Here is a 24,966-nt window from a genome sequence, read left to right as displayed (position 1 = left end):
CGCGCACGGGGCGTTCGCCGGCGGGCGGGCCGATGCGGCACCGCCAGGCCGTACTCTCCGGCCTCCAGGGCGTCCTGCCCGTGCTGGGCCGTCCTCGCCGGACCGGACGTCCGCGCCGCCCTCTCACGGCCTGCGGGCCCCCGCGACGAAGGCCCGCGCCCTGGAGGGCTCCGGGCCGGTGGGCAGCCGTACCCCGACGCCCGGCCGCCGGACGGCTCACCCGCCCCGCAGCCAGGCCACCGCCTCCTCCGGCGTGGCCGCGACCAGCACCCCCTCCGGCACCGGCGGACGCCGGACCACCACCACCGGAATCCCCGCCTCCCGGGCGGCGGTCAGCTTCGGGGCGGTGGCCTCGCCGCCGCTGTCCTTGGTGACCACCACTTCGACGCCGTACGTGCGCAGTACCTCCCGCTCGCCCTCCAGGGTGAAGGGCCCCCGGTCCAGGAGGACTTCGCACTCCTCGGGCCCCGCGCCCACCGGCGGGTCGACCGACCGCAGCAGGAACCACAGCCCGGGCCCGGCGTCCGCGAACGCGGCGAGCCCCGTCCGCCCCGTGGTCAGAAAGACCCGCCTGCCCAGCGAGGGCAGCAGCGCGGCGGCCTCCTCCAGGGACGCCACCGGGTACCAGCGGTCGCCCGGCCCCCGCCGCCACGACGGGCGGCGCAGCGCCAGCAGCGGGACGCCCGCCCCGGCCGCCGCCTCGGCCGCGTGGAAGCTCATCACCCCGGCGAACGGATGGGTGGCGTCGACCACGGCGGCCACCCGCTCCTCGCGCAGGTACGCGGTCAGCCCAGCCGCCCCGCCGAACCCGCCGATCCGCACCCCGCCCTCGGGCAGCACCGGCCGCGCCACCCGCCCGGCCAGCGAACTGACCACCCGCAGCGGCCCGGCCGCGCCCGAGGCGAGCAGGGCGGCGAGCCGCCGGGCCTCGGTGGTGCCGCCCAGGATCAGGACGCGGGGAGCCGGGTCAGCAGACGTGGTCACGGTCGCGGTCCGGCGAGTAGAGGTGGCTGTCGCGGAACTGCCGGGCCCCCAGGGTGCGGCCGACCAGGATGACCGCGGTCCGCCTGATCCCGGCCTCGCGCACCTGGTCGGCGATGTCGGCGAGGGTGCCGCGCAGTACCAGCTCCTCGGGCCGGCTGGCGAACGCCACCACCGCCGCCGGGCAGTCGGCGCCGTAGTGCGGCTCCAGCTCGGCCACGACCCGGTCCGCGTACCCGGTCGCCAGGTGCAGCACCAGCAGGGCCCCACTGCGGCCCAGCGTCGCCAGGTCCTCACCTTCGGGCATCGGCGTGGCCCGCTGCGCGACACGGGTCAGGATCACCGTCTGCCCGACGGTCGGCACCGTCAGCTCCCGCTTCAGCGCAGCAGCCGCCGCCGCGAACGCCGGGACACCCGGCACCACTTCGTAGGGCACGCCGGCCGCGTCGAGGCGCCGCATCTGCTCGGCCACCGCGCTGAACACCGAGGTGTCCCCCGAGTGCAGCCGCGCCACGTCGTGGCCCTCCTCGTGGGCGCGGACCATCTCGGCGGTGATCCGGTCCAGGTCGAGCTGGGCGGTGTCGACCAGCCGGGCGCCCGGCGGGCACTCGGCGAGGAGTTCGGTGGGGACGAGGCTGCCCGCGTAGAGGCAGACCCGGCAGGCGGCGAGGGTACGCGCGCCCCGCAGGGTGATGAGGTCGGCGGCACCGGGGCCCGCTCCGATGAAGTACACGGTCATGGGGGTCTCCGGGGGAGGGGAAGGGGGGTGGTGGGGCGTCGGAAGCCGTGCAGGGCAGGCGGGTTCAGGAGCCCTCGGCGGGCTTCGTCACCGACCACTGCGTGACCGGCATCGCCTGCCGCCAGCCGGTGAACGAGCCCACCGGGACGGCCTGCGCCACCGCCAGCCGGGTCAGCTCCCCGCCGTGGCGGCGGTACCACTCGGTGAGCAGCGCCTCCGACTCCAGCGTCACCGTGTTGGCGACCAGCCGCCCGCCGGCCGGCAGCGCCGCCCAGCACGCCTCCAGCAGCCCGGGCCCGGTCAGCCCGCCCCCGACGAACACCGCGTCCGGTACCGGCAGTTCGGCCAGTGCGTCCGGCGCGGCCCCCGTGACGACCTTGAGCCGGGGCACGCCCAGCGCCCGCGCGTTGACGGTGATCCGCCCGGCCCGCACCGGATCGCGCTCCACGCTCACCGCGCGGCAGGCCCGGTGGGCGCGCAGCCACTCCACGGCGATCGACCCGGAGCCGCCGCCCACGTCCCACAGCAGCTCACCGGGGGCGGGCGCCAGCGCGGCCAGCGTCGCCGCCCGCACGTACTTCTTGGTGAGCTGCCCGTCGTGCTCGTACGCGTCGTCCGGCAGCCCGGGTACCACCGGCAGACGGAGCGCGCCGGGCGCCCGTACGCACTCCACCGCGACGACGTTGAGCGGGTCGCCGGCCGGCGCCGTCCAGCCGTCGGCCACGCCGTCCACCCGGCGCTCCGCGGGCCCGCCGAGCTGTTCGAGCACGGTGATCCGGCTCGGCCCGTAACCGCGTTCCCGCAGGAGTGCGGCGACCTCGGCCGGGGTCGCGGCGCCCGGGGCGAGCACCAGCACCCGGCGGCCGTCGTGCAGGGCGCCGGCCAGCGCCGCCGGGTCCCGGCCGACCGCCGACACCACGTCCACGTCCTGCACCGCCCAGCCCATCCGGGCGCAGGCGTACGACACCGAGGACGGGTGGGGGAGGACGTGCAGGGCGGCGGGCCCGGCCGTCTCGGCGAGGGCCCGCCCGATCCCGTAGAACATCGGGTCGCCGCTGGCCAGCACCGCCAGCCGCCGCCCGGCGTGCTCGGCGAGCAGCTTGGGCACGGCCGGCCGCAGCGGCGAGGGCCACGCGACGCGTTCACCCGCGCACCCGGGCGGCAGCAGGTCGAGCTGGCGGGGCCCGCCCACCACCACCTCGGCGGCGGACAGCGCCGCCCGCGCCCCCGGACCCAGCCCGGCCCAGCCGTCGGCCCCGATCCCGACGACGGTGACGGCGGGCTGGTCGGGTGTCGGGGTCACGGGCGGATACCTCGTACGGGGAGGGGGCCGGGCGGCGGCCCGGCGGCGGGGAAGTCGCCTCGCACTCTAACGCGCGCCGAACCGGCCCCCACCTGCGCCGAGGCGGTGCGGTTGCTCACTCACCGCCGCCCGACCACGGCTCACCGGTGTGCCGGGCAGCCCTTCCGGGCGTGGGCGGGCCCGTGCCGGTGCGCGTGATGGTGGCTGTGCCGGTCCGGTGAGAGCGCCTTGGCCAGCCGCTTGGCCTCCTTCGCGTCCTTGGCCACCCGCTTGGCCTGCTTGAGGTGCCCGTAGTGACCGGAATGCCCCGCGGGGCAGTGGCACTTGTGGTGCCCATGAGCCTTCCGAGGCTTGTGGTGCTTCTCGTGCGGGCTGAGCGTCAGGGCCAGGCCGATGGCGAGCAGCCAGCTGTCCTTGCTGACGCCGATCCCGTCGGGCGTGGGCCACATGCTGCCCTCCTTGCGCAGGCCCGGAGTCTGCGCGTACACCGCCATCAGGCTGCCCGCGAATCCGGTCAGCGCGGCACCCGCGAGCCGGGTGGGGACCACCGGGGTGAGCAGGGCCGCGCCGAGCGCGATCTCCCCGGCGGCCAGGAGCTTGAGGAACCGGGGCGCGTCGATGTTCTCCAGGAACGGGAACGCCTGCCGCGCCATCCCGTGGACTCCCTGCGCCTGTTCGTCGGCCCCGCCCCACTTCTCCATCCCCGAATGCAGGATGAAGGCACCCGTGACCAGCCTGAGCGGCATCTGCCACACCTTGATCTTGCCGCACCCGCTCATACCGAACTCCTCCCGCAGACCATGGAATCGCGGGCCGCGGCGGTGGTGACCACGGCGACGCGGACATGTCCGCCATTCTCCGCCGAAAGCGGAAGGTCGGCACCTGGACGGGATGCCACCCCGGGCGGCACGCGAGCCGGAGCCTCACCGGAACCGGAACGCCACCGCCCGAGCGGCGTCACGGGAACCGGCGGATCGGTGCCACCAGCGCCCCGCGGCCCCGCTGGAGCCGGGAACGGCGCCGGTGACGCCCGGCCCGCATCGCCACTCACCTCGGCGTCCTCGCCGAAGTGCCGGTCGAGGCCGGCCGAAGCGCGGGTCGTGCTGCCGCAGCCCCCACCGTCCCACCCGGCACGGGAGCGAACGGCGCGCCGAGCAGGGCGCTTGAGCGACCAGGGGGGCGGGAAGGCACCGGCCGCAGGAGGCGAGCGAGGCGTGCGCGCCCTCCCGTGCGCCGTACGCACTCCTTGTGCTCCGCCCACCGCGTGTACCCCGTACCGCGCCCGCGGCCTGGTGTTTCCCCGAAACCCGCCTCGGGAAGTCGTACTCGAAAGGACGAGCGACCTGACACATGACTTGCCCCGGGCGACCACCGAGCCCAGCATGTAGAACACCCTGGCGGCCGGCCCGCGGAGCCCCGGGAGGCCGCAGCCTTCCGGCACACCGCTCGCGGCCCTCGACGACGGAGGACTCGCATGGCCTCGTACTTCGAGAACAGCAGCGACGCCCTCGTGCCCGACGCCCTGCGGGGCTTCGCGCGGGCCCACGCCGACCTGGTCACCCTCGACCCCGAGCACGGCTTCCTGCTCAGCCGGACCGCCGCACCCTCGCGGCGCGTCGCCCTGCTCTCCGGCGGCGGCGCGGGCCACGAGCCGCTGCACGCCGGGTACGTGGGCCGGGGCATGCTCGACGCCGCCTGCCCCGGCCGCGTCTTCGCCTCCCCGCACAACCGCCAGGTCTACGCGGGCTCCCTCGCCGCCGCCCGCGCGGACGGCGTGCTGCACATCGTGAAGAACTACACCGGCGACCGCATCAACTTCGGCATCGCCGCCGAGCGCCTCGCCCACCGCGGCGTGCCCTGCGCGCGGGTGCTGATCGACGACGACCTCGCCTCCGACTCGGCCGACATCGCTTCGGGGCGCCGCGGCACCGGCGGCACGGTCCTCATCGAGAAGCTCCTCGGCGCCGCCGCCGACAGTGGCCTCGGCCTCACCGAGCTCCAGGAACTCGGCACCCGCCTCGCCGCGAGGTGCCGTACGCTCGCCGTCGCCTCCGCCGCGCACACCGCGCCCACCACCGGCGAGCCGGCCTTCCCGCTCGCCGCCGGCGAGCTGGAGTACGGCGTGGGAATCCACGGCGAGCGCGCCCAGCAGACCATCTCCCGGGGACCGCTCAACAGCCTGGTGGAGCGCATGACCACCGCGCTCCTCGACGCCCTCACCCCGGACGGCCCGGTGATCGCCCTGGTCAACGGCCTCGGCGCGGTCACCCCGCTGGAGCTGTACGCCGTCCACGGCGAACTCGCCGCCCTGCTCGACGCCCGCGGCACCGACCTGGCCCGCGCCCTCGTCGGCGACTACATCACCGCCCTGGACATGCGCGGCTTCTCCGTCACGCTGCTCGCGGCCGACGCGGAGATCCTCCGCCTCTACGACGCCCCGGTGCACACCGCCGCGCTGCGCTGGTGAGCGGCGCCCGCAGCCACCCTCCCACCCCATCCCACCGGCCACCGAGAGCGGGAGCCACGCCATGACGACGAGTACCTCCCACGACGCCGCGGCCACCGAAGGCTGGATGCGCCGGTTCGCCGAGTCCGCCCACGCCACCGAGGCCCGCCTCACCTCCCTGGACCAGCGGGTGGGCGACGGCGACTTCGGCACCAACCTCACCGCCGGCGTCGACGCGGCCCTCCGCCGCCTCGACCAGCTCTCCGAGGGCGACATCGCCCCGGCCGCGCCACTGGAGGCCGCCGCCACCGCCTTCCTCGACGAGGTCGGCGGCACGAGCGGCCCCCTCTTCGGCCTGCTGCTCCAGTCGCTGGCCGCGGCCGTCGCCCACGCCGGCCCGACCACCGGGGCTTACGCCGAAGGCGTCACCGCCGGCCTTGCCGCGATCCGCCGGGTCGGCGACGCGGCCCCCGGCGACAAGACCCTCGTCGACGCCCTCACCCCGGCGGCCGAGGCCCTGCGCGCCACCCCCGCGGGCACCCCGCCCGACCGCGCCCTCGCCGGCGCGGCCGACGCTGCCTGGGAGGGCGTCCGCTCCACGGCCCGGCTGCGCGCCCGCATGGGCCGCTCCAGCTACCTGGGCGAACGCGCCGAAGGCATCCCCGACCCGGGCGCGGTCGGCGTCGGCCTGCTCTTCGCCTCCGCCCAGGGCGTCGTCACCGACCTCGACACGCACCTGGGCTGAGGCGCCCCCTCTCGGCCCGCCTACCCCGCGGCGCTGCCGCCCTGCTGCGGCACGTGGGCCCGTACCCATGCCAGCAGCACCGGTGAGTGCAGGGTGGTCACCCAGAGATCGGCCCGCGAAGCGTCCTCCTCACCGGGACGCGGACCCACCCCCAGCACCCGCAGCCCGGCCCGCCGCGCCGATTCGATGCCGGTCAGCGAGTCCTCCACGGCCAGCGTGTCGTCCGGGTCCGCGCCGCAGAGCCGCGCCGCCCTCGCGTAGACGTCCGGCCACGGCTTGGGGCGGACGGAGGCGGTCCCCGGCGCCTCCCCCGCCGACGGCTCGTCCGGGACCACGATGTGGCCGAAGTGGGGCAGCAGCCCGGCCCGTTCGAGGCTGGTCTCCACCACCTCCAGCGGGCAGTTGCTCGCCACGGCCAGCGGTAGCCGCCCGGAGAGCCGGCGGACGAACTCCGCGGCGCCGGGCATGGTCACCGGATCGTCGGCGACCAGGGCCATGAAGTGGGTCAGGAGCGACGCGGTCAGCTCTCCCGCCAGGTGCGCCTTGTCGGACTCCTCGGCCATCAGCCGCCCGCAGTCGGTGTAGTGCACTCCCTTGGCCCGCTCGGCGAAACCCGGCAGGGGCCGCAGCCCGAACTGCCGGAAGACCTGGCTCCGGGCGTCCTGCCAATGCCGTTCGGTGTCCATCAGGGTGCCGTCGCAGTCGAAGACGACGGCCTCGGGGGACCAGCTGAGGAGCGGGTGTGCCTTGGTGGTCATGGTGTACCTCCTGGGGGAGGGGGCGGTCGGGCTTGTCGCGGGACCGCGGATTCGTGGGGTCGTGCGTTTCCCTGAGCCGGCACCGGGACGTCGTACGTCCGCCGGTCTCGTGCGGGGCACGGGAGTGCAAAGGTGCAATCCCGTGCAAACCGCGAAACATCACAACGGCTACGTTATTTTCGCGAGGAAGCGTCACGCAATCACCACTTCGAGTGCTCGACGGAGTGAGGGCGGCCGGTGTAAAGGAGGCCCCGGAAACCGCCTCCGAACGTCAACCTCACGGGCCGTCAATACCGCTCACGAGCACCCAAGTTGAGGCATGTTCGCCCGGCGTCGCGGAACGGCCGGAAGCGGTGGAGGGTATCCACTCGAATGGCCAGCAAGCGCGCCGGAATTCACGAGAAATCACCCGCACGCGTGCACATTCGAAAGAATTGAACAATATCCGCGCACGGAGAGGGGGGTTTGCTCCCGGCGTGCGCGGGCGCACTACATTGCCGTCGTCACGGAAACGTTGAGCGAAGGTGGACAGCACGTTGCAGGAACGGGCGAGGGCAACCCGCAGATCACTCCTGGAGGCGGCCGCCCTCCTCTTCGCGGAACAGGGCTACGCAGGTACCAGCGTCAACGACATAAGCGCCAGATCCGGCAGGACCAGCGGCGCCGTCTACTTCCACTACGCCAGCAAGGAAGGGCTGGCCCTCGCCGTCGTCCAGGACCGCTTCGCCACCTGGCCCGGCCTCGCCGCCCGCTACACCGACCGCGCCGAACCCCCGCTCGAGAAACTGGTCGCCCTCAGCTTCGACATCGCCCACGCCCTCGCCGAGGACCCCCTCGCCCGCGCAGGCGCACGCCTGTGGGCCGAACGCGACACCATCGACGCCCCCCTCCCCGACCCCTTCGCCCTCTGGACCACCGCCACCACCCGCCTCCTCGCCCAGGCCCGCACCACCGGCCACCTCGCCGACCGCATCCGCCCCGCCCCCACCGCCCGCTCCCTCGTCCGCGCCTTCTTCGGCCTCTGCATGCTCACGGAGGCCCTGGAGGGGCGGGGGGCCATCACGGCGAGGCTGACGGACTGGTGGTTACTCACGCTGGAGTCGCTGCAGCAACGGCCTGATCCAGCAGGGGTGTTGGGGCGGGTACGGGTCAGGGGCGGACAGCTAGTGTCCTGAGTCGTAAGTCTGCGGGCGGTTATAGGGTGGGTTGATGCCTGGTCCGAAGCCGCTGTCGCTGGAGTTGTCCGATCACGAACGCCGGGTGCTGCGAGGCTGGTTGCGCAAGCAGACGGCGTCTCAGGCGTTGGTGCTGCGGTCGAGGATCGTGCTGGCGTGCACGGAGGGCCGGCCGAACGCGCAGGTCGCGCACGATCTCGGTGTCTCGCGGGAGACCGTACGCAAGTGGCGGGCCCGGTTCGCCGCGGACCGGCTGGAGGGCCTGGTGGACCGGCCACGATCGGGGGCACCGCGAAAGATCACGGACGAGCAGGTCGAGGCGCTGGTCACCAGGACCCTGGATCAGGCGCCGCCGACGGGTGATTCGCACTGGTCGACGCGTTCGATGGCCGGGGCCGCAGGAATGTCGCAGTTGGCCGTCTCGCGGATCTGGCGGGCCTTCGGTCTCAAGCCGCACATCGTGGAGACCTGGAAGCTGTCGACCGACCCGCAGTTCGTGACCAAAGTCCGCGACGTGGTGGGCATCTACCTCTCTCCGCCCGAGAACGCGCTGGTCCTGGCGGTGGACGAGAAGTCGCAGATACAGGCACTGGACCGGACCCAGCCAGTGCTGCCGATGGCCCCGGCCACGCCGGCGAAGATGACCCACGACTACGTCCGGCACGGCACGACCAGCCTGTTCGCGGCCCTGGACATCGCCTCCGGCTCGGTCATCGCCCAGCACTACCGCCGCCACCGCCACCAGGAGTTCCTCCGCTTCCTGAAGATCATCGACGCCGCCGTCCCCAAGAACCTCGAACTCCACCTGATCCTGGACAACTACGCCACCCACAAAACCGAGCCGGTCAAGAAGTGGCTGCTGCGGCACCCCCGCTTCCACCTGCACTTCACCCCCACCTCCGCCTCATGGCTCAACCTCGTCGAGCGCTGGTTCGCCGAACTGACCTCCCGCAAACTCCGCCGCTCGGCCCACCGCAGCGTCGTCGAACTCGAAAGGGACATCCGCCGCTGGATCAACGAGTGGAACAAGAACCCCAAGCCGTTCATTTGGACGAAGACCGCCGACGACATCCTCGCCGCATACTGCACACGAATTAACGACTCAGGACACTAGGGGAGCGAATGGAGGCAGCTTGTGGGGAGTGACGGCACTGTATGGGCCCCAGTTCCTTAGTGCTCTACCGGCTCATTCGGTAGATGCTGTTGCGACTCCGGAGCCCTGGCTCTGGCCAACGAGGCGGCAAGGATCTGGCAGACCTCAGCTCGTTGCCGTTGGGTACAGCCGTCCAAGAGCCGTTCCAGGTGGCGAAGCACCCAAAGATCCCGTACGTAGCGTGTGGCGACCCCCAGGGCCACGCAGGCTGGGGTGATGAGTGCCATCCAGTGCAGGGTCATGACTTGTAACCCCTCTTGATGGACGCCACGATGTCCGTTGTGCTGTGGCCGTACAAACACGATGCGTGGCGATTCAAGATCACTGTGCGATTACCGAAATGAACAGAGTGCCGCGACACCAGCTCGACCGTGTTCTCCTGAGGCACCCCGTCAATGAAGCCGTGAGCCAAGAGAACCGCACAGAGCGCTTCCGCAGTGTCGCCGCAACACCACTCGATCACCAGGTCGCCGGCGTGATGGGTGTAGCAGTTGGCGAAACCGTGTGGCGCAGCAGCCCTGTTGACCAGGTTTGGGCAGCGCAGGATTCGACTCAACAGCAAGTCGCGCACCCGCAAGTCATGGAACCCTCTGAGGTCGGCCCACTCCTCTACCTCCTGCCGCTCGTCGCGGGAGAGGCCACCGGGAAGTCGTTTCCACAGAAGTACTTCGTCGGTGCGAGCAGACGGCAGGATGAAGGAGCCGCCGTCGGCGCGCACCACGGTGAGATGGGATGAGCTGACCGCATCATGGAGGATCACCCTCCCTTTGCCTTCACGCACGCGCAGCCCTGGTACGCCACGGATGCCACCGTAGGAGTGGTCGAAGCGGGGGAGTAGCTTCCGAAGAACCTCGTCCGCCATCTCGGATTCCAGGGTCAGCTTCACGCTCTGAGCATCTGGCTCTGCGTCCCGCACACCCAGGAGAGCACCGTTGAGTTGATCGTCGCGAAAGCTGTCAGCCAATACGCTGGCCACGTGCGCTTCCAGACGGCGCTGAAGCGGGTCAGGAGAATCCGAGATCCCGGATCCGAGATGGACATCGACCTGTTGGGCCAACCTGAAGGCTGTTGAAAGCTTCAGTGGCGTCTGGTCGCGGATCTTCTTGGCCAGGCGGTTGGTGTTGCGCGATTTGGACATACCTTGCCCCTTCCGCTTGCCGCCCGGCGACGGCAGGAGAGACAGTCCGGTTGTCCTGATGTGTGTCGACTGACAACTGCGGGAGACTCTCAAGAGCCCACTGCTCGCACCGGCGCCGGGACCGGATGTGGCGAGACACGCCGCCGCAGCAGCGCTGCGTCAACGCTACATCAGAGTGGTTGTGAGGAGGATCTGCCGCTGTGCCCGGTCATCGGCATGTGGCGGCGTGAGCTCAGGCTGGGAGAGCCGACCACGCGCCTCGGCAAAGAGGGATGCGACCGTGCGCGCGTAGCATAGATAGGCATTCTTCAGGGGCGGAGGGCCGCGAGTTTGCGCAGTAGCGGGAGTGAGGGCTTCTGTGACGGCTGTTGCGGTACCGGCAAGCGATGCGAACCGGGTGTATGCGGATAGCGGTAAAAGGCCCCAGTGGCGGTGACGCGGCTTGGCCAGTTGATCTCGGCTCCGGACGGCCTGTTGGCCGAGATCACGTGATCTCCGCATCCGCGAGTGAGGGCGACCGAAGCCATATCGGGTCGTGGCCGTTACCTTGCTCTGCCTGCTTGTTCGCTTCCCGGGGCCTTCTGATGGGCCTCTGGATGACCAGGAACACCCGCTCTTTAGGGTCTGGGGGAACCCGTGAGGGCCGCCACTTCCGAAATCGGAGTGGCGGCCCTCATGGAATGGGCGGTCGGGTAGTGCGCATTCGATCCGCTACGGGAAGACGGGGGCGTGACAGTGAGGACTAAGGAGAAGAACTTTCACCGGTCACGGATTCTCTCCCGGCTTCCTCAGCTCAAGCCGAGGCCGCTGCCTTTTCTTTAGAGATCGAAGTAGAGCTCGAACTCGTGCGGGTGCGGACGGAGCTGGATCGGGGCGATTTCCTGGGTGCGCTTGTAGTCGATCCAGGTTTCGATCAGGTCGGAGGTGAAGACGCCGCCGGCCTGGAGGTACTCGTTGTCGGACTCAAGGGCGTCGAGGACGGCCGGGAGGGAGGTCGGGACCTGGGGGACGCTCGCGTGCTCCTCGGGGGCGAGCTCGTAGAGGTCCTTGTCGATCGGCTCGGCGGGCTCGATCTTGTTCTTGACGCCGTCCAGGCCCGCGAGGAGGAGGGCCGAGAAGGCCAGGTACGGGTTGGAGGACGGGTCCGGGGCGCGGAACTCGACGCGCTTGGCCTTCGGGTTGGAGCCGGTGATCGGGATGCGCATCGCGGCGGAACGGTTCCGCTGCGAGTACACCAGGTTGACCGGGGCCTCGAAGCCGGGGACCAGGCGGTGGTAGGAGTTCACCGTCGGGTTGGTGAAGGCGAGCAGCGAGGGGGCGTGCTTGAGGATGCCGCCGATGTAGTAGCGGGCGGTGTCCGAGAGGCCCGCGTAGCCCTGCTCGTCGTAGAAGAGGGGGGTGCCGCCGGTCCACAGGGACTGGTGGACGTGCATGCCGGAGCCGTTGTCGCCGAAGATCGGCTTGGGCATGAAGGTCGCGGTCTTGCCGTTGCGCCAGGCGACGTTCTTCACGATGTACTTGAAGAGCATCAGGTCGTCGGCGGCGGCGAGCAGCGTGTTGAACTTGTAGTTGATCTCGGCCTGGCCGGCGGTGCCCACCTCGTGGTGCTGGCGCTCGACCTCAAGGCCCACCCGCTCCAGCTCCAGGGAGATCTCGGCGCGCAGGTCGGCGAAGTGGTCGACCGGCGGGGCCGGGAAGTAACCGCCCTTGTAGCGGACCTTGTAGCCGCGGTTGTCGACCTCGGAGCCGGTGTTCCAGGCGCCGGCCTCGGAGTCGATGTGGTAGAAGCCCTGGTTCGCGGAGGTCTCGAAGCGCACCGAGTCGAAGACGTAGAACTCGGCCTCGGGGCCGAAGTACGCGGTGTCGGCGATACCCGTGGAGGTGAGGTACGCCTCGGCCTTCTTGGCGATGTTGCGCGGGTCGCGGCTGTACTGCTCGCCGGTGATCGGGTCGTGGATGAAGAAGTTGATGTTCAGCGTCTTGTCGCGACGGAAGGGGTCCACGCGTGCCGTCGACAGGTCCGGGCGGAGCGACATGTCGGACTCGTGGATGGCCTGGAAGCCGCGGATCGACGATCCGTCGAAGGCCAGTTCCTCGTCCGGGTCGAACGCCTTCGCCGGGATCGTGAAGTGCTGCATCACGCCCGGGAGGTCGCAGAAGCGGACGTCAACGAACTTGACGTCCTCGTCGGCGATGAACTTCTTCGCGTCGTCGGCGTTCTGGAACATCCAACTCCTCCTACTCCCGACCCGGGGAAGGGCGGGGTGGTAGCTCGGTCGTGCGGCCAGTGCGGTGGCACACGGTGGACCTGACCCTAGGGACAGGGGATTTCTCAAGCATGACCCATTTGTTTCGCCGACGTTAATCGGACGGACCCGTGCGAGCCGCGTGACCTGGGCCTCATCCCTTCCGCCCTCACCCGGTCGCCCCGTGGATACCCCGCCGCAGTACCGTGTTTCCGTGGACAACAGGCAAGCAATCGGATCGTGGCTCTCCGGCCCGCGCGCGGCCGCGGAGGAGATGGGGGCCGACTTCGGCTACCGGGGGGAGCGGCTCGGTCTGCCCGAGCACGGCCCCGGTTCGGTGGCCCCGTTGGGGCGTCGGTTCGGGGCTCTCGCCATCGACTGGGCTCTGTGCATGCTCATCGCATACGGCCTGCTCTCCGGCGGTGACGCCCAGTCCGCGGGGAACTGGGCCCTCGGTGTCCTGCTGGTGATGAACATCCTCACCGTCGGCACCGTGGGCTGCACTCCGGGCAAGCTCCTGCTGCGCCTGCGGGTGGTCTCGGAGAAGGGCGGCCGCCTCGGCGTCGGCTGGGTCGTGGCCCGCAGCGTGCTGCTCTGCCTCGCCGTACCGCCCCTGGTCTGGGACCGCGACTCGCGCGGCCTGCACGACCGGCTCGGCCGCGCGGTGCAGATCCGTATCTAGCTCCGGGGCCAGGAGAAGCAGCGGAACGCCAGGAGGGCGGTACCGGAACCGAGGTTCCGGTACCGCCCTCCTGGCGTACGGGTCGGGTGCTCAGCGCATCTTCGGGCCGCGCGGCGTGCGGGCGCCCTTAGGCATGGGCCCCTTCGGGACCGGCATGTTGCTCATCAGGTCGCCGAGGGCGCGGAGCCGGTCGTTGGTCGCGGTGACCTGCGGGCCGGTGAGGACGCGCGGGTACTTGAGCATCGTGGTGCGGACCTTCTTCAGCGGGACCTGGCCCTCGCCGGTGCCCACCACGATGTCGTGCACGGGGACGTCCACGACGATCCGCGCCATCTTCTTCTTCTCCGCCGCCAGGAGGCCCTTCACGCGGTTCGGGTTGCCCTCGGCGACGAGGACGATGCCCGCCTTGCCGACGGCGCGGTGCACGACGTCCTGGCTGCGGTTGACCGCCACCGCCGGAGTCGTGGTCCAGCCCCGCCCGATGTTGTCCAGGACCGCCGCCGCCGCTCCGGGCTGGCCCTCCATCTGGCTGAACGCGGCCTTCTCGGCGCGGCGGCCGAAGATGATCGCCATCGCGAGGAAGGCGAGCACGAAGCCGAGGATGCCGAGGTAGACCGGGTGGCCGACGAGGAAGCCGATCGCAAGGAAGACCCCGAAGGTGACGATCCCCACGGCGGCGATGACCCAGCCGATCTTCGGATCGACGCGCTTTGCCATCTTGTACGTCTGGGCGATCTGCTTGATCCGCCCCGGGTTCGCAGAACTCGCTGCGTTGTCCTTGCTCGCCATGTACCGAAGTTTACGTGTGCCTGATGCGTCGGCGTCGTGCGGGCGGGGTATCAGTTGTCGCCCGTCGCCGGAGCGATTCCGCGCGGCCTCGCCGGGGGCGTCTCAGGAAGTCCGTGAACCGGGTGCCGCCGCGGCCTCCAGGACCGCCTGGGCCTCCACCCTGTCTCGCGCCCGGCGGCGGTCCTCCAGGACCGAGGCCCAGGCGTTGCGGCGGGCGGTGCGCTGGCCCGAGCGCATCAGCACCGACTCGACGGCGCGCAGTGCGCCGGAGACGGAGGGCCACGCGGCGGGGCGGGCCCTGGTGGTCCGGAGCGGGGTGACGGGCGCGGCCTGCATCTGAAGATCTCCTCGGAGAGCGGCGAAGTGGCGCGGTGCTCGGAACGCGTCGCCGGTGCCCGCCGGCCGGGGGGAGGTCCGCCCCGGTCCTGGAGCACGGCGTACGTACAGCGTCACCGACTGGTGTTACCAGGGCGTGACCCGCAGGTCAAACACCCATGAAACCCTCGCCTGGTCCACCCCGCACCCCGGGACGGACGAAGCGGCCCCCGTACGGCCGCGAGCTGCGGAGTCGTACGAGGGCCGCCAGGAGGCCGGGGCGCGGGCCGCAGCCGGGTGTGCGGGGTCTCACAGCCCCGGGGCCGGTCGCCGGGGCGCGCCCGCCGGAGGTGTCAGAGCGCGCGGGCCGTCGCCGGGGCGGTCTCGGCCGGGTTGGAGGAGCGGCGGTCCATCGCCTGCTGGAAGAGGCGCCCGGCGCGGTACGAGGAGCGGACCAGCGGGCCCGACATGACGCCGGAGTAGCCCATCTCCTCGGCCTCCTCCTTCAGCTCCACGAACTCGTGCGGCTTCACCCAGCGCTCCACGGGGTGGTGGCGCACCGAGGGGCGCAGGTACTGCGTGATGGTGATCAGCTCGCAGCCCGCGTCGTACAGCCGCTGGAGCGCCTCGCTGACCTCGGCGCGTTCCTCGCCCATGCCCAGGATCAGGTTGGACTTGGTGATCAGGCCGGCCTCGCGGGCGCGGGTGATGACCTCCAGCGAGCGCTCGAAGCGGAAGCCGGGGCGGATGCGCTTGAAGATGCGCGGCACCGTCTCGACGTTGTGCGCCAGGACCTCGGGCCGCGAGGAGAAGACCTCGGCGAGCTGGCCGGGATCGGCGTTGAAGTCGGGGATGAGCAGCTCGACCTTGGTGTGGCCGCCCTCGCGCCCGTCGGTCATCGCGTGGATCTGGCGGACCGTCTCGGCGTACAGCCAGGCGCCGCCGTCCTCCAGGTCGTCGCGGGCGACGCCGGTGATCGTGGCGTAGTTCAGGTCCATCGTGACGACGGACTCGCCGACGCGGCGGGGCTCGTCGCGGTCGAGCGCCTGCGGCTTGCCGGTGTCGATCTGGCAGAAGTCGCAGCGCCGGGTGCACTGGTCGCCGCCGATGAGGAAGGTGGCCTCGCGGTCCTCCCAGCACTCGTAGATGTTGGGGCAGCCGGCCTCCTGGCAGACCGTGTGCAGGCCCTCGCTCTTGACCAGTTTCTGGAGCTCGTTGTACTCGGGACCCATTTTGGCGCGGGTCTTGATCCACTCGGGCTTGCGCTCGATGGGGGTCTGGCTGTTGCGGACCTCCAGGCGCAGCATCTTGCGTCCGTCGGGTGCGACTGCGGACACACCGGCTCCCTGTTGGTTTGCGTGGCTTGCGTCACGGGGTGCGACGTCGATTCTTCGGCGTACATCAGGGTACGCCCAGCGAAGTGCGGGGTGGCTACCCCGGTCCGCCTCTCGGATTGCGGCTGTTTCCCTCGTTCGGCCCGGTTCGGGGAAGGAGTGCCGAGCCCCTCGGGTCAGGCTGTGGCGGGCTCGGCGGCGGGCGGTGCGGAAGGTGCGGCCCCGGGCTGCCGGGGGAGCGGCAGCGCCTCGCCGAGCACCTCGGTGAGATGCCGCTCGACGACCGGGAGCACCTCGGCGATCGTGACCTCGCGGCCCAGCTCCTGGGAGAGCGAGGCGACGCCCGCGTCCCGGATGCCGCAGGGGACGATCCGGTCGAACCAGGTGTTGTCCGGGTTCACGTTGAGCGAGAAGCCGTGCATGGTGACGCCCTTGGCGACCCGGATGCCGATCGCGGCGAGCTTGCGGTCCTCGTGGCGCTGGCCCGCGTTGGAGGGGGCGTACTGCGGACCGGCCAGGCGCGGGTCGAACGCGTCGCCGTCGCCGAGGCGCGGGTCGAGGTCGAGGGAGAGCCCGCCGAGCGCGGTGCGCTCCTCCTTGGGGGCGCCGAGGACCCAGACGCCGCTGCGGCCCTCGACGCGGGTGGTGGCCAGGCCCAGTTCGGCGCAGGCGCGGATCAGGGCCTCCTCCAGGCGGCGGACGTGGGCGACCACGTCGACGGGGCGGGGGAGCTTGAGGATCGGGTAGCCGACGAGCTGGCCGGGGCCGTGCCAGGTGATCTTGCCGCCGCGGTCCACGTCGATGACGGGGGTGCCGTCGAGAGGGCGCTCGCTCTCCTCGGTGCGCCGGCCGGCGGTGTAGACGGGCGGGTGCTCCAGGAGCAGGCAGGTGTCCGGGATCTCGTCGGCCAGCCGGGCGGCGTGCACCCGGCGCTGCTCGTCCCACGCCCGCTGGTACTCCACCGCGTCCGCGCCGAATCCCAGCCGGACGAACTGCACGTCACCCACGGCCCGCACCTCCTCGTTCGCGGCGCTCGCCGCGCCTGGGGGCCACCATACGACCCGCCGCCGGAAGTCAGACGTCCGCCCGATACTCACACGATCGGATGAATGTGTGGCGCAGCTCACTGCGCGGGCCGCGCGGGCCGTTACATTCACGCCGTTCCATGAGGGCTGCTCCACGGGCCCGGAAGGCAGGAGACCGCACAGCAGATGACGGACCGACCCCCTCAGCGCACCCCCAACCGCCAGCTAGCCGCGCTCATCGCGGAGGCCGGGTTCTCCCACGCGGGGCTGGCCCGCCGTGTCGACCAGCTCGGTCTCGAACACGGGCTCGACCTCAGATACGACAAGACCTCGGTGACCCGCTGGCTGCGCGGACAGCAGCCCAGAGGGACCACCCCGGCCCTGATCGCCGAGGTCTTCACCCGGCGGCTGGGGCGGCGCCTGACCGCCCAGGACCTCGGCCTCGACGCGTGCGCGCCGGTCTACGCCGGGCTGGAGTTCGCGGCCACCCCCGAGGAGGCCGTCGACATCGTCAGCGGCCTGTGGCGCAAGGACTCCGGCAGCCACACCGAACTGCGGAAGATCGCCTTCACCCCGGCCGGTCTGGTCGTCCCCAGCCGCGACTGGCTGATCGGCCGGGCCGACGACCGGGTCGGTCGCGGTGACCCGACGCCGGTCCCGGCCACCGTGCGCATCCCCGCGCAGGGCAGGCCCGTGCAGGCCGGGGCCCGGGCGGTCACCGTCGCCCCGCGTACCCGGCACCAGACCGAGCGCGGCCCGGGCCAGCGGGTCTCGGCGGGCGACGTCGCCGCCCTCCGCTCGGTCGCCGACCTCTTCCGCTCCCTGGACCACGCCTACGGCGGCGGCCACGCCCGCCAGGCCCTCGTCCGCTACCTGGAGCACGAGGCCGAGCCGATGCTGCGCGGCCGGTACGGGGAGGCCACCGGCCGCCGCCTCTTCGCCGCCGCCGCCGACCTGACCCGGCTGGCCGGCTGGACCTCGTACGACATCGGGGCGCACGGACTGGCCCAGCGGTACTTCGTGCAGGCGCTGCGGCTCTCGCAGGCGGCGGGCGACCGGGCGTACGGCAGCTACGTGCTGATCACCATGAGCCGACAGGCGGTCTACCTGCACCACGGGCGGGAGGCGGTGCAACTGGCCCGGGTCGCCCAGCAGGGCGTCGGGGCGACCGCGCCGCCGGTGGTGCAGGCGTTGCTGCACGCCGTCGAGGCGCGCGGGCACGGGGTGCTCGGGGAGGGCAGGGCCTGCCAGACGTCGCTGGGGCGGGCCGAGCGGGCGCTGGAGGCGGCGCGGCCGGGGGACGACGTGCCGCACTGGGCGCAGTTCTTCGACGAGGCGCAGCTCGCCGACGAGTTCGCGCACTGCTACCGCGACCTCCAGCAGTACCGGCACAGCGCCCAGCACGCGGAGCGCTCCCTCCAGCTCCGCCCGCACGGGTACGCCCGCAGCCGCCTGTTCTGCCGCGTCGTCCTCGCCTCCGCCCGCCTGGGCCTCGGCGAACTGGACCAGGCGTGCGCCCTCGGCGCGGAGGCGGCGCAGCACGCCGCGGAGATGCGCTCGGCCCGGGCCGTCGAGTACGTCCGAGACTTCGAGCGCCGCCTGGAGCCCTACCGGGACGCGGCGGCGGTGCGGGGGTACCGGGACCGGGTGGCGGCGCTGCACTGAGCGACGGGGCGGGCGGGGGCGTCGCGGCCCTCGCCCGGCCTGTCCGGACCACCTGGTAGAACCCCGTCATGACGTACCGCTTCACGGCCCGGGCCGCCACCACCGAGACCGACCCCGACGGATACTTCACCGAGGCCGCGCTGGGCGAGGGGGAGGACGGCAGCGGGTTCGTCCTGATGTTCATGGCGGGCGAGGAGGGCCCCGACGACCAGGAGGCCGCCCTCGGGTGCGACACGCACTGCCTGGTCACCGCCGGGCAGGCACGGCCTACGGCTGCGTACGCGAAGCCGTCCTGGCCGACGGGGTGCTGCGGCTCTCGCTGAAACCGGAGGCGCTGGCCGCGCTGGGGCTCGCCGACGGTGAGATCGAGGCGGTCCTCGCCGCGCCCGCCGCGGACGTCGCCCGTTTCCGGGAAATGCCGGCGTCGGTCCTCGCCTACGGACGGGCGGACGCCCGGCCCGCCCGCGTGGCCCTGTGACCGCCCCGCGTCAGAGCACCATGCCCATGAGCACGTCGTCCACGTACTCCCCGCCCACGAAGACCTCGCCCGGCAGTACGCCCTCCACACGGAAGCCCTCGGCGGCGTAGAGCGCCCGGGCCGGGGCGTTGTGGCCGAGGACGCGCAGGGTGAGGCGGCGGGCGCCCTGGGCGCGGGCCTCGGCGGCGCAGGCGCGGAGCAGGGCGCGGCCGACGCCCCGGCCCCGCGCCTCCTCGCGCACCGCGAGCCCCTGGATCTGGCGGACATGGGCGAAGGCGGGCAGCGGGACGGGGCACCGGAGGACGGCGTACCCGAGGATGCCGCGGCCGTCCTCGGCGACCAGGTGGTCGCGCGGGTCGCGGTGGCCGTCGAAGAAGGGGTCCGCGGGCGCGTCCGGCCGTTCGGTGACGGCGTGCAGCGGGGACCAGGTGGCGTGGTCGATCCGGGCGAGCGCCGGCCCGTCGTCGGGCCCGGCGGGGCGTATGAGTGGCCGCATGGCGGCACTCTGCCATGTCACGGGTGTGGCGGGTGGTCCGGGTGGTCATGATGGGGCGTATGCGGATCGCGGTCGCCGGCTCCTCCGGCCTCATCGGAACAGCGCTCACCCACTCCCTGCGGGCCGACGGCCACGAGGTGGTGCGGCTGGTGCGCCGGCCCGCCCGGGACGCCTGCGAGGTCCAGTGGGACCCGGAGGAGGGCCGGGTCGAGACGGCGGGGCTCGTCGGCTGTTCCGCCGTGGTCAACCTCGCCGGCGCCGGCATCGCCGACCACCGCTGGACCGAGGCCCGCAAGCGCGAGATCCGCGACAGCCGCGTCTGGGGCACCGCCGCCCTCGCCGAGGCCGTCGCCTCCCTGGACACCCCGCCCGACGTCTTCGTCAACGCCAGCGCCGTCGGCTTCTACGGCGACACCGGCGACCGGGCGGTCGACGAGAGCGCCCCGCCCGGGTACGGCTTCCTGCCGGCCGTCTGCGTGGAGTGGGAGGAGGCGGCGGCCGCGGCCGAGGAGGCCGGGGTGCGCACCGTCTTCCCTCGTACCGGGCTCGTGGTGTCGGCGAAGGGCGGCGCCTGGGCCAGGCTCTTCCCGCTCTTCAAGGCCGGACTCGGCGGGCGGGTCGGCGACGGCCGCCAGTACTGGAGCTACATCGCGCTCCACGACCACGTCGCCGCCCTGCGCCACCTCATCGACACCGAGGAACTCTCCGGCCCGGTCAACCTCACCGCGCCCCGCCCGCTGACCAACCGCGAGGTGACCGCCGCCATGGGCCGGGTGCTGCGCCGTCCCACGCCCTTCCCCGTCCCGGCCGCCGTCCTCAAGGCCGTCCTCGGCGAACTCGCCGGTGACGTGCTGGCCAGCCAGCGCGTGGTGCCCACCCGGCTGCTGGAGTCCGGGTTCAACTTCCGGTACCCGGGGATCGACGACACGCTGCGGGCCGCCCTCCGCTGACCCACGGGCCCCACCAGGGGGCGCCCACGGCACACAGTGTGCGACCGGCGTACGACCATGACCGCTGTATGCGCCTCTGCCGGGGACCCCGGACCGCTTCTACGCTCGAACCTCGCACTCGGGTATTCCCAACGCGCGTCGGGGGCATGAGCCCCCCACGGATCGCCCAATCTCGGGGAGGGCACGTGAGTGAGCCCGGACAGGAAGCGGACGTCGTGATCGTGGGCGCGGGAGTCGCGGGACTCGCCGCGGCCCGTGCCCTGACCAGTGCCGGAGTCGGCGTCACGGTGCTGGAGGCCGCCACACGGGTCGGCGGCCGGATGGCCACCGACGTGCGGGACGGCTACCGGCTGGACCGGTTCGGGCAGCCGCTCCTCACCACCTGGCCCGAGGTGGCGGCCCCGCTCCTCGACGGTCTGCCGATGCGCCGGTTCGCCCCCGGCGTGCTCGTCCACAGCCAGGGGAGGCGGACCCGCACCGGGGAACCCGGGAGCGCGAGGGGCGCACTCCGTGCCGCGCGCGCCCGTGCGAGCGCCCCCGGGTGGGTCCCCCGGCAGAGTGGCTCCGAACGGCCCCGCGTCTCCACGGCCGTGGACGGCGCCCTGCTCGGCTCCGCCCTCGCCCGCCTCGCCGCCACCCCCGAGGCCCGCCTCGCCGCCCGGCCCGAGCGCAGCGCCGCCGAGGCCCTGGCCCTGCGCGGTCTCTCCGCCCGCACCGTCGACGGCTTCGTCCGGCCCCTGCTCACCGCCCTCCTCGGCGACCAGGAACTCACCACCTCCAGCCGGGTCGCCGACCTCACCCTGCGCGGCTACGCCCGCGGCCGCCTCGGCGTGCCCGCCGGCGGCGCCGCCGCGCTGCCCCAGCACCTCGCCGACGCCCTGCCCACGGGCACCGTCCGCACCGGCGTGCACGTCACCGCCGCCTCCATCGACTCCGTCACCACCAAGGAGCACGGCACCTTCGGCTGCCGCGCCCTGCTGCTCGCCACCGGCGCCCGCGCCGCCGCCGAACTGCTGCCCGGGCTGCGGGTGCCCCGCTTCCACTCGGCGACCGTGCTCCACCACGCCGCGCCCGTCCCGCCGCCCACCGGCAGTGCCCTGGTCCTGGACGCGGACCGGAGCGGGCCCGTCGCCTGGTCGGCGGTGCTCAGCGAGGTCGACCCGACGCGTGCCCCGCGCGGGCGCGCGCTCATCTCCTCGACCGTGCTGGACGCGCGCCCGGACGGCCTCGACGCCGAGGTCCGCGCCCAGCTCGCCCGCATGTACGGCACCTCCACCACCGGCTGGGAGCTGCTCGGGGCCCACCACGACCCCGAAGCGGTCCCCGCGATGCCCCCGCCGCACGACGCCCGCAGGCCCGTCCGCGTCCTGGACGGTCTCTACGTCTGCGGCGACCACCGCGACACCAGCTCGGTGCACGGCGCCCTCATCTCCGCCCACCGGGCCGCCCGGGAGATCCTCACCGACTTCGGCCTGCTGCCACCCGCCCCCGGCCCCGACGCCCCCCGCGCGGCCGCCTGACCCCGCCACCCCGGCACGCCCCGCGGGTTTGCGGCCCGGCCCTCCCCGTAGAACGCTGGAGGCCGGGCCGACCGGCCCGAAGGGCCGGAGCCGGGGAGTACCGCAGTGGCGAGGACCGCCGTGTGGAGCCGACGGGGTGACGAACCCCGCTGGATGAGCGGTGCGCCCGCGCCCGCCTGGCTGCGGTGGCTGCCGGTCGGGTTGCTCGTCCTCATCCCGCTGATCCAGGTGCTGGTGGACCGGCCGGTCGACCTCGGCTTCCTGCTCGGCGCCATCCCGCCGCTCGCCACCCTCGCCTACGGGCCGTTCGGCACCGCCTGCTTCTCCGCCGCCGTCCTGGCGCTGCTCGTCATCTCCCCCGTCAACCTGGACCGGCCCGGCCAGGGCGACGTCATCGCCGTCACCTTCGTGGCGGTGCTCAGCATCGCCATCTCCTGGATGCGGCAACGCCGCGCCGCCCAGATCACCACCATCCGCACCGTCGCCGAGGCCGCCCAGCTCGCCGTCCTGCCCCCGCTGCCCCCACGCGTCGACGGAGTGCGCTGCGCGGGCCTGTACCGCCCCGCCCAGCGCGGTACGCTGGTCGGCGGCGACCTCTTCGATGTACGGCGCGGCCCTTACGGCGTCCGTGCCCTCGTCGGCGACGTGCAGGGCCACGGCATCGCCGCCGTGGGCACCGTCACCTCGATCCTCGGTGCCTTCCGCGAGGCCGTCCTCGACGAGGAGGACCTCGCCGGGGTGGCGGCCCGGCTGGACCGCCGGCTGGTGGTGGACGCCGCCGACGCGGCGGCCGGCGCCCTCACCGTCGCCCGGGTCCCCGAGGGCGACCCCGACAGCGTCGTGGGCGAGCCGCCCGCCGGCCAGCGCTCCGACCCGGCCTCCGGCGAACTCTTCGCCACCGTCCTGCTGCTGGAGTTCCGCCGCGGCTCCGCCGAGGTGGGCGTGGTCTCCTGCGGCCACCCGGCCCCGGTCCTGCTGCGCGGCACCACCGCCTACGAGATCGAGGTGCAGCCCGCGCCGCCGCTCGGCCTGGGCATCGCCGGAACCGCCCCGCCCATCGAGCGTGACGTCCCCCTCCGGCCGGGCGACCGCGTCCTCGCCGTCACCGACGGCGTCACCGAGGCACGCGACGACGCCGACGCCTTCTACCCGCTGGTCGACCGGGCCGCCCAGCTCGCCGCCGAGGACCCCACCGAGCTGATCGCCGCCATCTGGCGCGACCTCGTCGGTTACGCCCGCACCATCGACGACGACGTCGCCCTGCTGGTCTTCGCCCCCGACCCCAAGGGCGAGGAGCCCGACACGGGCACCGTCACCGGCGAGGTGCTGGAGTCCCGGGAGGGCGCCAACCCCAAGGAGCCCCGCGGCGACGGCTGAGGCGCCGCCCGTGAGGGCCGGGGGACGCCCGGACCGGCCCTCACGCCGTGAAGCGGTCCCAGAGCCGGGGGAAGCGGGCCGCCAGCGCGTCGTCGTCCTCCAGGTCGATCGGAGTGCCCGAGGGGTCGACCGGGGCCGGGGCGATCCCCAGGTCCGGGGTGTCGGCGCCGGTGAGCTGCTCGTACGCCTCGTCGGCGGCGTAGCCCAGCTCCTCGCCGTCCCCGTCGATCTCGTCGTCGAAGGGGCCCAGCAGCTCCGCCAGGTCGTCCGGCTCGTGCAGCGCGCCCTCGAAGACCTCTCGGCCCTGGCCGATCAGCCAGCACCGGAAGTAGTCGAAGGCGTCGTCGCTCGCGCCGTCCAGCAGCACCCACGCCGCACCCCACAGCTCCCAGGTGTAGGCCCGGTTGTAGCGGGCCTCGAAGTGCCGCGCGAAGTCCAGGACGGCCTCCGGGTCCGCGTCGAGCAGCCGTTCGACCAGCAGTTCCGCATGGGCCTGCGGATCGCCGTCGGCGCGCTCCCGCGTCGTGTCGATGATCTCCCAGAACTCCGTCTCGTCCATCACGGCTCCAGCATCCTGCCTGGCGCCCCGCGCCGCACGTCCGGACGGCGCGGTTCCCCCGCGCGTGGTGGACAGGAGCGCGACGCACCGCCGTACGGGCGAAAACCCGACGGAGGGTGTCGGCTTTGCGTGCCAGGGTCAAACCCATGACCTCTTCCGCATCCGTCCCCGCAGCCTCCCCGACCGCACTCGCCGGCCGCGTCGCCCTCGTCGCCGGAGCCACCCGGGGCGCCGGCCGCGCCTTCGCCGTCGAACTCGGCTCGGCCGGCGCGGTCGTCTACGTCACCGGACGCACCACCCGCGACAGGGTCTCCGAGGTGGGCCGCGCCACCGAGACCATCGAGGAGACCGCCGCCCTGGTCACCGAGGCCGGCGGCGAGGGCATCGCCGTCCCCACCGACCACCTCGACCCCGAACAGGTCCGCCGCCTGGCCGTACGCGTCGAGGAGGGCCACGGGCGGCTCGACGTGCTGGTCAACAACACCTGGGGCGGCGAACACCTCATCCCCTTCGGCCGCGCCCTGTGGGACACCCCGCTCGACGAAGGACTGCGGATGCTCGACCTCGGCGTCCGCTCGCACCTCATCACCGCCTCCCTGCTGCTGCCGCTGCTCATCCGCCACCCCGGCGGCCTGCACGTCGAGGTCACCGACGGCAGCGCCGAGACCAACCGGCGCTTCCGCGAGAACGTCTTCTTCGACCTCGCCAAGTACGCCCCCATCCGCATGGCGCTCGGCCTCGCCCGGGACCTGGAACCGCACGGCTCCACCGCCGTCTGCGTCACCCCCGGCTTCCTCCGCTCCGAGCAGATGCTCGACGGCTTCGGCGTGAGGGAGGAGAACTGGCGCGAGGCCCTCACCGAGGAACCCCACTTCGCCATCGCCGAGTCCCCCGCCTACGTGGCCCGGGGCGTCCTCGCGCTGGCCGCCGACCCCGGCCGCGCCCGCTGGAACGGCCGGTCGGTGACGAGCGGCACCCTCGCCCGGGAGTACGGGTTCACCGACACCGACGGGTCCTCGCCCGACGGCTGGCGCTACTTCGAGGAGGTCGTCTTCGGCGGCAAGGAGGCCGACCCCGAGACCTACCGCTGAC

25 protein-coding genes are annotated in these 24,966 nt (G+C 72.9%); 12 read left to right on the top strand and 13 right to left on the bottom strand.

Annotated elements, in window-relative coordinates; all coding sequences use genetic code 11:
• Positions 1-216: 216 nt before the first annotated feature.
• The 4 genes from ACSLIC_RS05800 to ACSLIC_RS05785 form a co-directional block, all read right to left on the bottom strand.
• Complete coding sequence (locus tag ACSLIC_RS05800; RefSeq protein ID WP_436736605.1) at positions 217-984, bottom strand: cobalt-precorrin-6A reductase; 768 nt, start codon at positions 982-984, stop codon at positions 217-219.
• Positions 968-1,720, bottom strand: a complete 753-nt coding sequence (cobM, locus tag ACSLIC_RS05795) for a precorrin-4 C(11)-methyltransferase (protein WP_436736604.1) — start codon at positions 1,718-1,720, stop codon at positions 968-970. Before cobM ends, ACSLIC_RS05800 begins: the two co-directional genes overlap by 17 nt.
• Before the next feature lie 64 nt (positions 1,721-1,784).
• Positions 1,785-3,023, bottom strand: coding sequence for a precorrin-6y C5,15-methyltransferase (decarboxylating) subunit CbiE (gene cbiE, locus ACSLIC_RS05790; protein WP_436736603.1), 1,239 nt, complete (start codon positions 3,021-3,023; stop codon positions 1,785-1,787).
• A 140-nt stretch (positions 3,024-3,163) separates the two neighbouring features.
• Positions 3,164-3,802: a hypothetical protein gene (locus tag ACSLIC_RS05785; protein ID WP_436736602.1), complete on the bottom strand. Its 639-nt coding sequence runs from the start codon at positions 3,800-3,802 to the stop codon at positions 3,164-3,166.
• A 695-nt stretch (positions 3,803-4,497) separates the two neighbouring features.
• Here ACSLIC_RS05785 and ACSLIC_RS05780 point away from each other — a divergent pair.
• Together ACSLIC_RS05780 and dhaL are read left to right on the top strand one after the other, a co-directional pair.
• Positions 4,498-5,490, top strand: coding sequence for a dihydroxyacetone kinase subunit DhaK (locus ACSLIC_RS05780; RefSeq protein ID WP_436736601.1), 993 nt, complete (start codon positions 4,498-4,500; stop codon positions 5,488-5,490).
• 61 nt (positions 5,491-5,551) lie between these two features.
• Positions 5,552-6,214 (top strand): dihydroxyacetone kinase subunit DhaL, encoded by a 663-nt coding sequence (gene dhaL / locus ACSLIC_RS05775; RefSeq protein ID WP_436736600.1) that lies wholly within the window; start codon positions 5,552-5,554, stop codon positions 6,212-6,214.
• 20 nt (positions 6,215-6,234) lie between these two features.
• On the opposite strand, the gene ACSLIC_RS05770 is transcribed toward dhaL, so the two are convergent.
• Positions 6,235-6,972 carry an HAD family hydrolase gene (locus ACSLIC_RS05770; RefSeq protein ID WP_436736599.1) on the bottom strand — a complete coding sequence of 246 codons (738 nt, stop codon included), beginning with the start codon at positions 6,970-6,972 and terminating at the stop codon, positions 6,235-6,237.
• Between the two features lie 524 nt (positions 6,973-7,496).
• Between ACSLIC_RS05770 and ACSLIC_RS05765 the strand changes: the two genes are divergently transcribed.
• Positions 7,497-8,147 (top strand): ScbR family autoregulator-binding transcription factor, encoded by a 651-nt coding sequence (locus tag ACSLIC_RS05765; RefSeq protein ID WP_436736598.1) that lies wholly within the window; start codon positions 7,497-7,499, stop codon positions 8,145-8,147.
• Between the two features lie 34 nt (positions 8,148-8,181).
• The gene (locus ACSLIC_RS05760; RefSeq protein ID WP_436736597.1) at positions 8,182-9,261 is read left to right on the top strand and encodes an IS630 family transposase; all 1,080 of its coding nucleotides are present in this window, start codon (positions 8,182-8,184) and stop codon (positions 9,259-9,261) included.
• 277 nt (positions 9,262-9,538) lie between these two features.
• Here the strand turns inward: ACSLIC_RS05760 and ACSLIC_RS05755 are convergent, their stop codons facing one another.
• Together ACSLIC_RS05755 and glnA are read right to left on the bottom strand one after the other, a co-directional pair.
• A complete protein-coding gene (locus tag ACSLIC_RS05755; RefSeq protein WP_436736596.1) occupies positions 9,539-10,438 on the bottom strand; it encodes a hypothetical protein in 900 nt (299 codons plus the stop codon).
• An 818-nt stretch (positions 10,439-11,256) separates the two neighbouring features.
• Complete coding sequence (gene glnA, locus ACSLIC_RS05750; protein ID WP_436736595.1) at positions 11,257-12,666, bottom strand: type I glutamate--ammonia ligase; 1,410 nt, start codon at positions 12,664-12,666, stop codon at positions 11,257-11,259.
• Positions 12,667-12,958: 292 nt separating this feature from the next.
• Between glnA and ACSLIC_RS05745 the strand changes: the two genes are divergently transcribed.
• Positions 12,959-13,366, top strand: a complete 408-nt coding sequence (locus tag ACSLIC_RS05745; RefSeq protein ID WP_436740280.1) for an RDD family protein — start codon at positions 12,959-12,961, stop codon at positions 13,364-13,366.
• 90 nt (positions 13,367-13,456) lie between these two features.
• On the opposite strand, the gene ACSLIC_RS05740 is transcribed toward ACSLIC_RS05745, so the two are convergent.
• From ACSLIC_RS05740 to lipB, 4 genes are all read right to left on the bottom strand, one after another.
• Positions 13,457-14,155: a DUF4191 domain-containing protein gene (locus ACSLIC_RS05740; protein WP_436736594.1), complete on the bottom strand. Its 699-nt coding sequence runs from the start codon at positions 14,153-14,155 to the stop codon at positions 13,457-13,459.
• Positions 14,156-14,257: 102 nt separating this feature from the next.
• A complete protein-coding gene (locus ACSLIC_RS05735; protein WP_436736593.1) occupies positions 14,258-14,491 on the bottom strand; it encodes an SCO2195 family GlnR-regulated protein in 234 nt (77 codons plus the stop codon).
• A 332-nt stretch (positions 14,492-14,823) separates the two neighbouring features.
• Complete coding sequence (locus ACSLIC_RS05730; protein ID WP_436736592.1) at positions 14,824-15,807, bottom strand: lipoyl synthase; 984 nt, start codon at positions 15,805-15,807, stop codon at positions 14,824-14,826.
• Between the two features lie 173 nt (positions 15,808-15,980).
• Complete coding sequence (lipB, locus tag ACSLIC_RS05725; protein WP_436736591.1) at positions 15,981-16,811, bottom strand: lipoyl(octanoyl) transferase LipB; 831 nt, start codon at positions 16,809-16,811, stop codon at positions 15,981-15,983.
• A 204-nt stretch (positions 16,812-17,015) separates the two neighbouring features.
• On the opposite strand from lipB, the gene ACSLIC_RS05720 reads away from it, so the two are divergent.
• From ACSLIC_RS05720 to ACSLIC_RS05710, 3 genes are all read left to right on the top strand, one after another.
• Positions 17,016-18,494 (top strand): regulator, encoded by a 1,479-nt coding sequence (locus ACSLIC_RS05720; RefSeq protein WP_436736590.1) that lies wholly within the window; start codon positions 17,016-17,018, stop codon positions 18,492-18,494.
• Between the two features lie 68 nt (positions 18,495-18,562).
• Entirely contained in the window at positions 18,563-18,817 is a 255-nt protein-coding gene (locus ACSLIC_RS05715) for a hypothetical protein (RefSeq protein WP_436736589.1), read from the top strand.
• Positions 18,799-18,972 carry a hypothetical protein gene (locus tag ACSLIC_RS05710; RefSeq protein WP_436736588.1) on the top strand — a complete coding sequence of 58 codons (174 nt, stop codon included), beginning with the start codon at positions 18,799-18,801 and terminating at the stop codon, positions 18,970-18,972. The genes ACSLIC_RS05715 and ACSLIC_RS05710 overlap by 19 nt, the downstream gene beginning before the upstream one ends.
• Before the next feature lie 10 nt (positions 18,973-18,982).
• On the opposite strand, the gene ACSLIC_RS05705 is transcribed toward ACSLIC_RS05710, so the two are convergent.
• Entirely contained in the window at positions 18,983-19,468 is a 486-nt protein-coding gene (locus ACSLIC_RS05705; RefSeq protein WP_436736587.1) for an N-acetyltransferase family protein, read from the bottom strand.
• A gap of 59 nt (positions 19,469-19,527) precedes the next feature.
• Here ACSLIC_RS05705 and ACSLIC_RS05700 point away from each other — a divergent pair, with 59 nt between their 5' ends.
• The 3 genes from ACSLIC_RS05700 (at position 19,528) to ACSLIC_RS05690 (ending at position 23,315) form a co-directional block, all read left to right on the top strand.
• Positions 19,528-20,418, top strand: a complete 891-nt coding sequence (locus tag ACSLIC_RS05700; RefSeq protein WP_436736586.1) for a TIGR01777 family oxidoreductase — start codon at positions 19,528-19,530, stop codon at positions 20,416-20,418.
• 185 nt (positions 20,419-20,603) lie between these two features.
• Entirely contained in the window at positions 20,604-21,938 is a 1,335-nt protein-coding gene (locus ACSLIC_RS05695; RefSeq protein ID WP_436736585.1) for an FAD-dependent oxidoreductase, read from the top strand.
• Positions 21,939-22,091: 153 nt separating this feature from the next.
• Positions 22,092-23,315, top strand: coding sequence for a PP2C family protein-serine/threonine phosphatase (locus tag ACSLIC_RS05690; RefSeq protein WP_436736584.1), 1,224 nt, complete (start codon positions 22,092-22,094; stop codon positions 23,313-23,315).
• A gap of 40 nt (positions 23,316-23,355) precedes the next feature.
• On the opposite strand, the gene ACSLIC_RS05685 is transcribed toward ACSLIC_RS05690, so the two are convergent.
• Positions 23,356-23,874, bottom strand: coding sequence for a DUF4240 domain-containing protein (locus tag ACSLIC_RS05685; protein ID WP_436736583.1), 519 nt, complete (start codon positions 23,872-23,874; stop codon positions 23,356-23,358).
• 146 nt (positions 23,875-24,020) lie between these two features.
• Between ACSLIC_RS05685 and ACSLIC_RS05680 the strand changes: the two genes are divergently transcribed.
• Positions 24,021-24,965, top strand: coding sequence for an SDR family oxidoreductase (locus ACSLIC_RS05680; RefSeq protein ID WP_436736582.1), 945 nt, complete (start codon positions 24,021-24,023; stop codon positions 24,963-24,965).
• Position 24,966 lies beyond the last annotated feature (1 nt).

It is taken from the genome of Streptomyces sp. BBFR102 (genome assembly GCF_051397025.1).
Classification (GTDB): Bacteria; Actinomycetota; Actinomycetes; order Streptomycetales; family Streptomycetaceae; genus Streptomyces.
The sequence above is the reverse complement of the archived record's forward strand: the minus strand, read 5'-3'. Positions and strand labels throughout refer to the sequence as shown.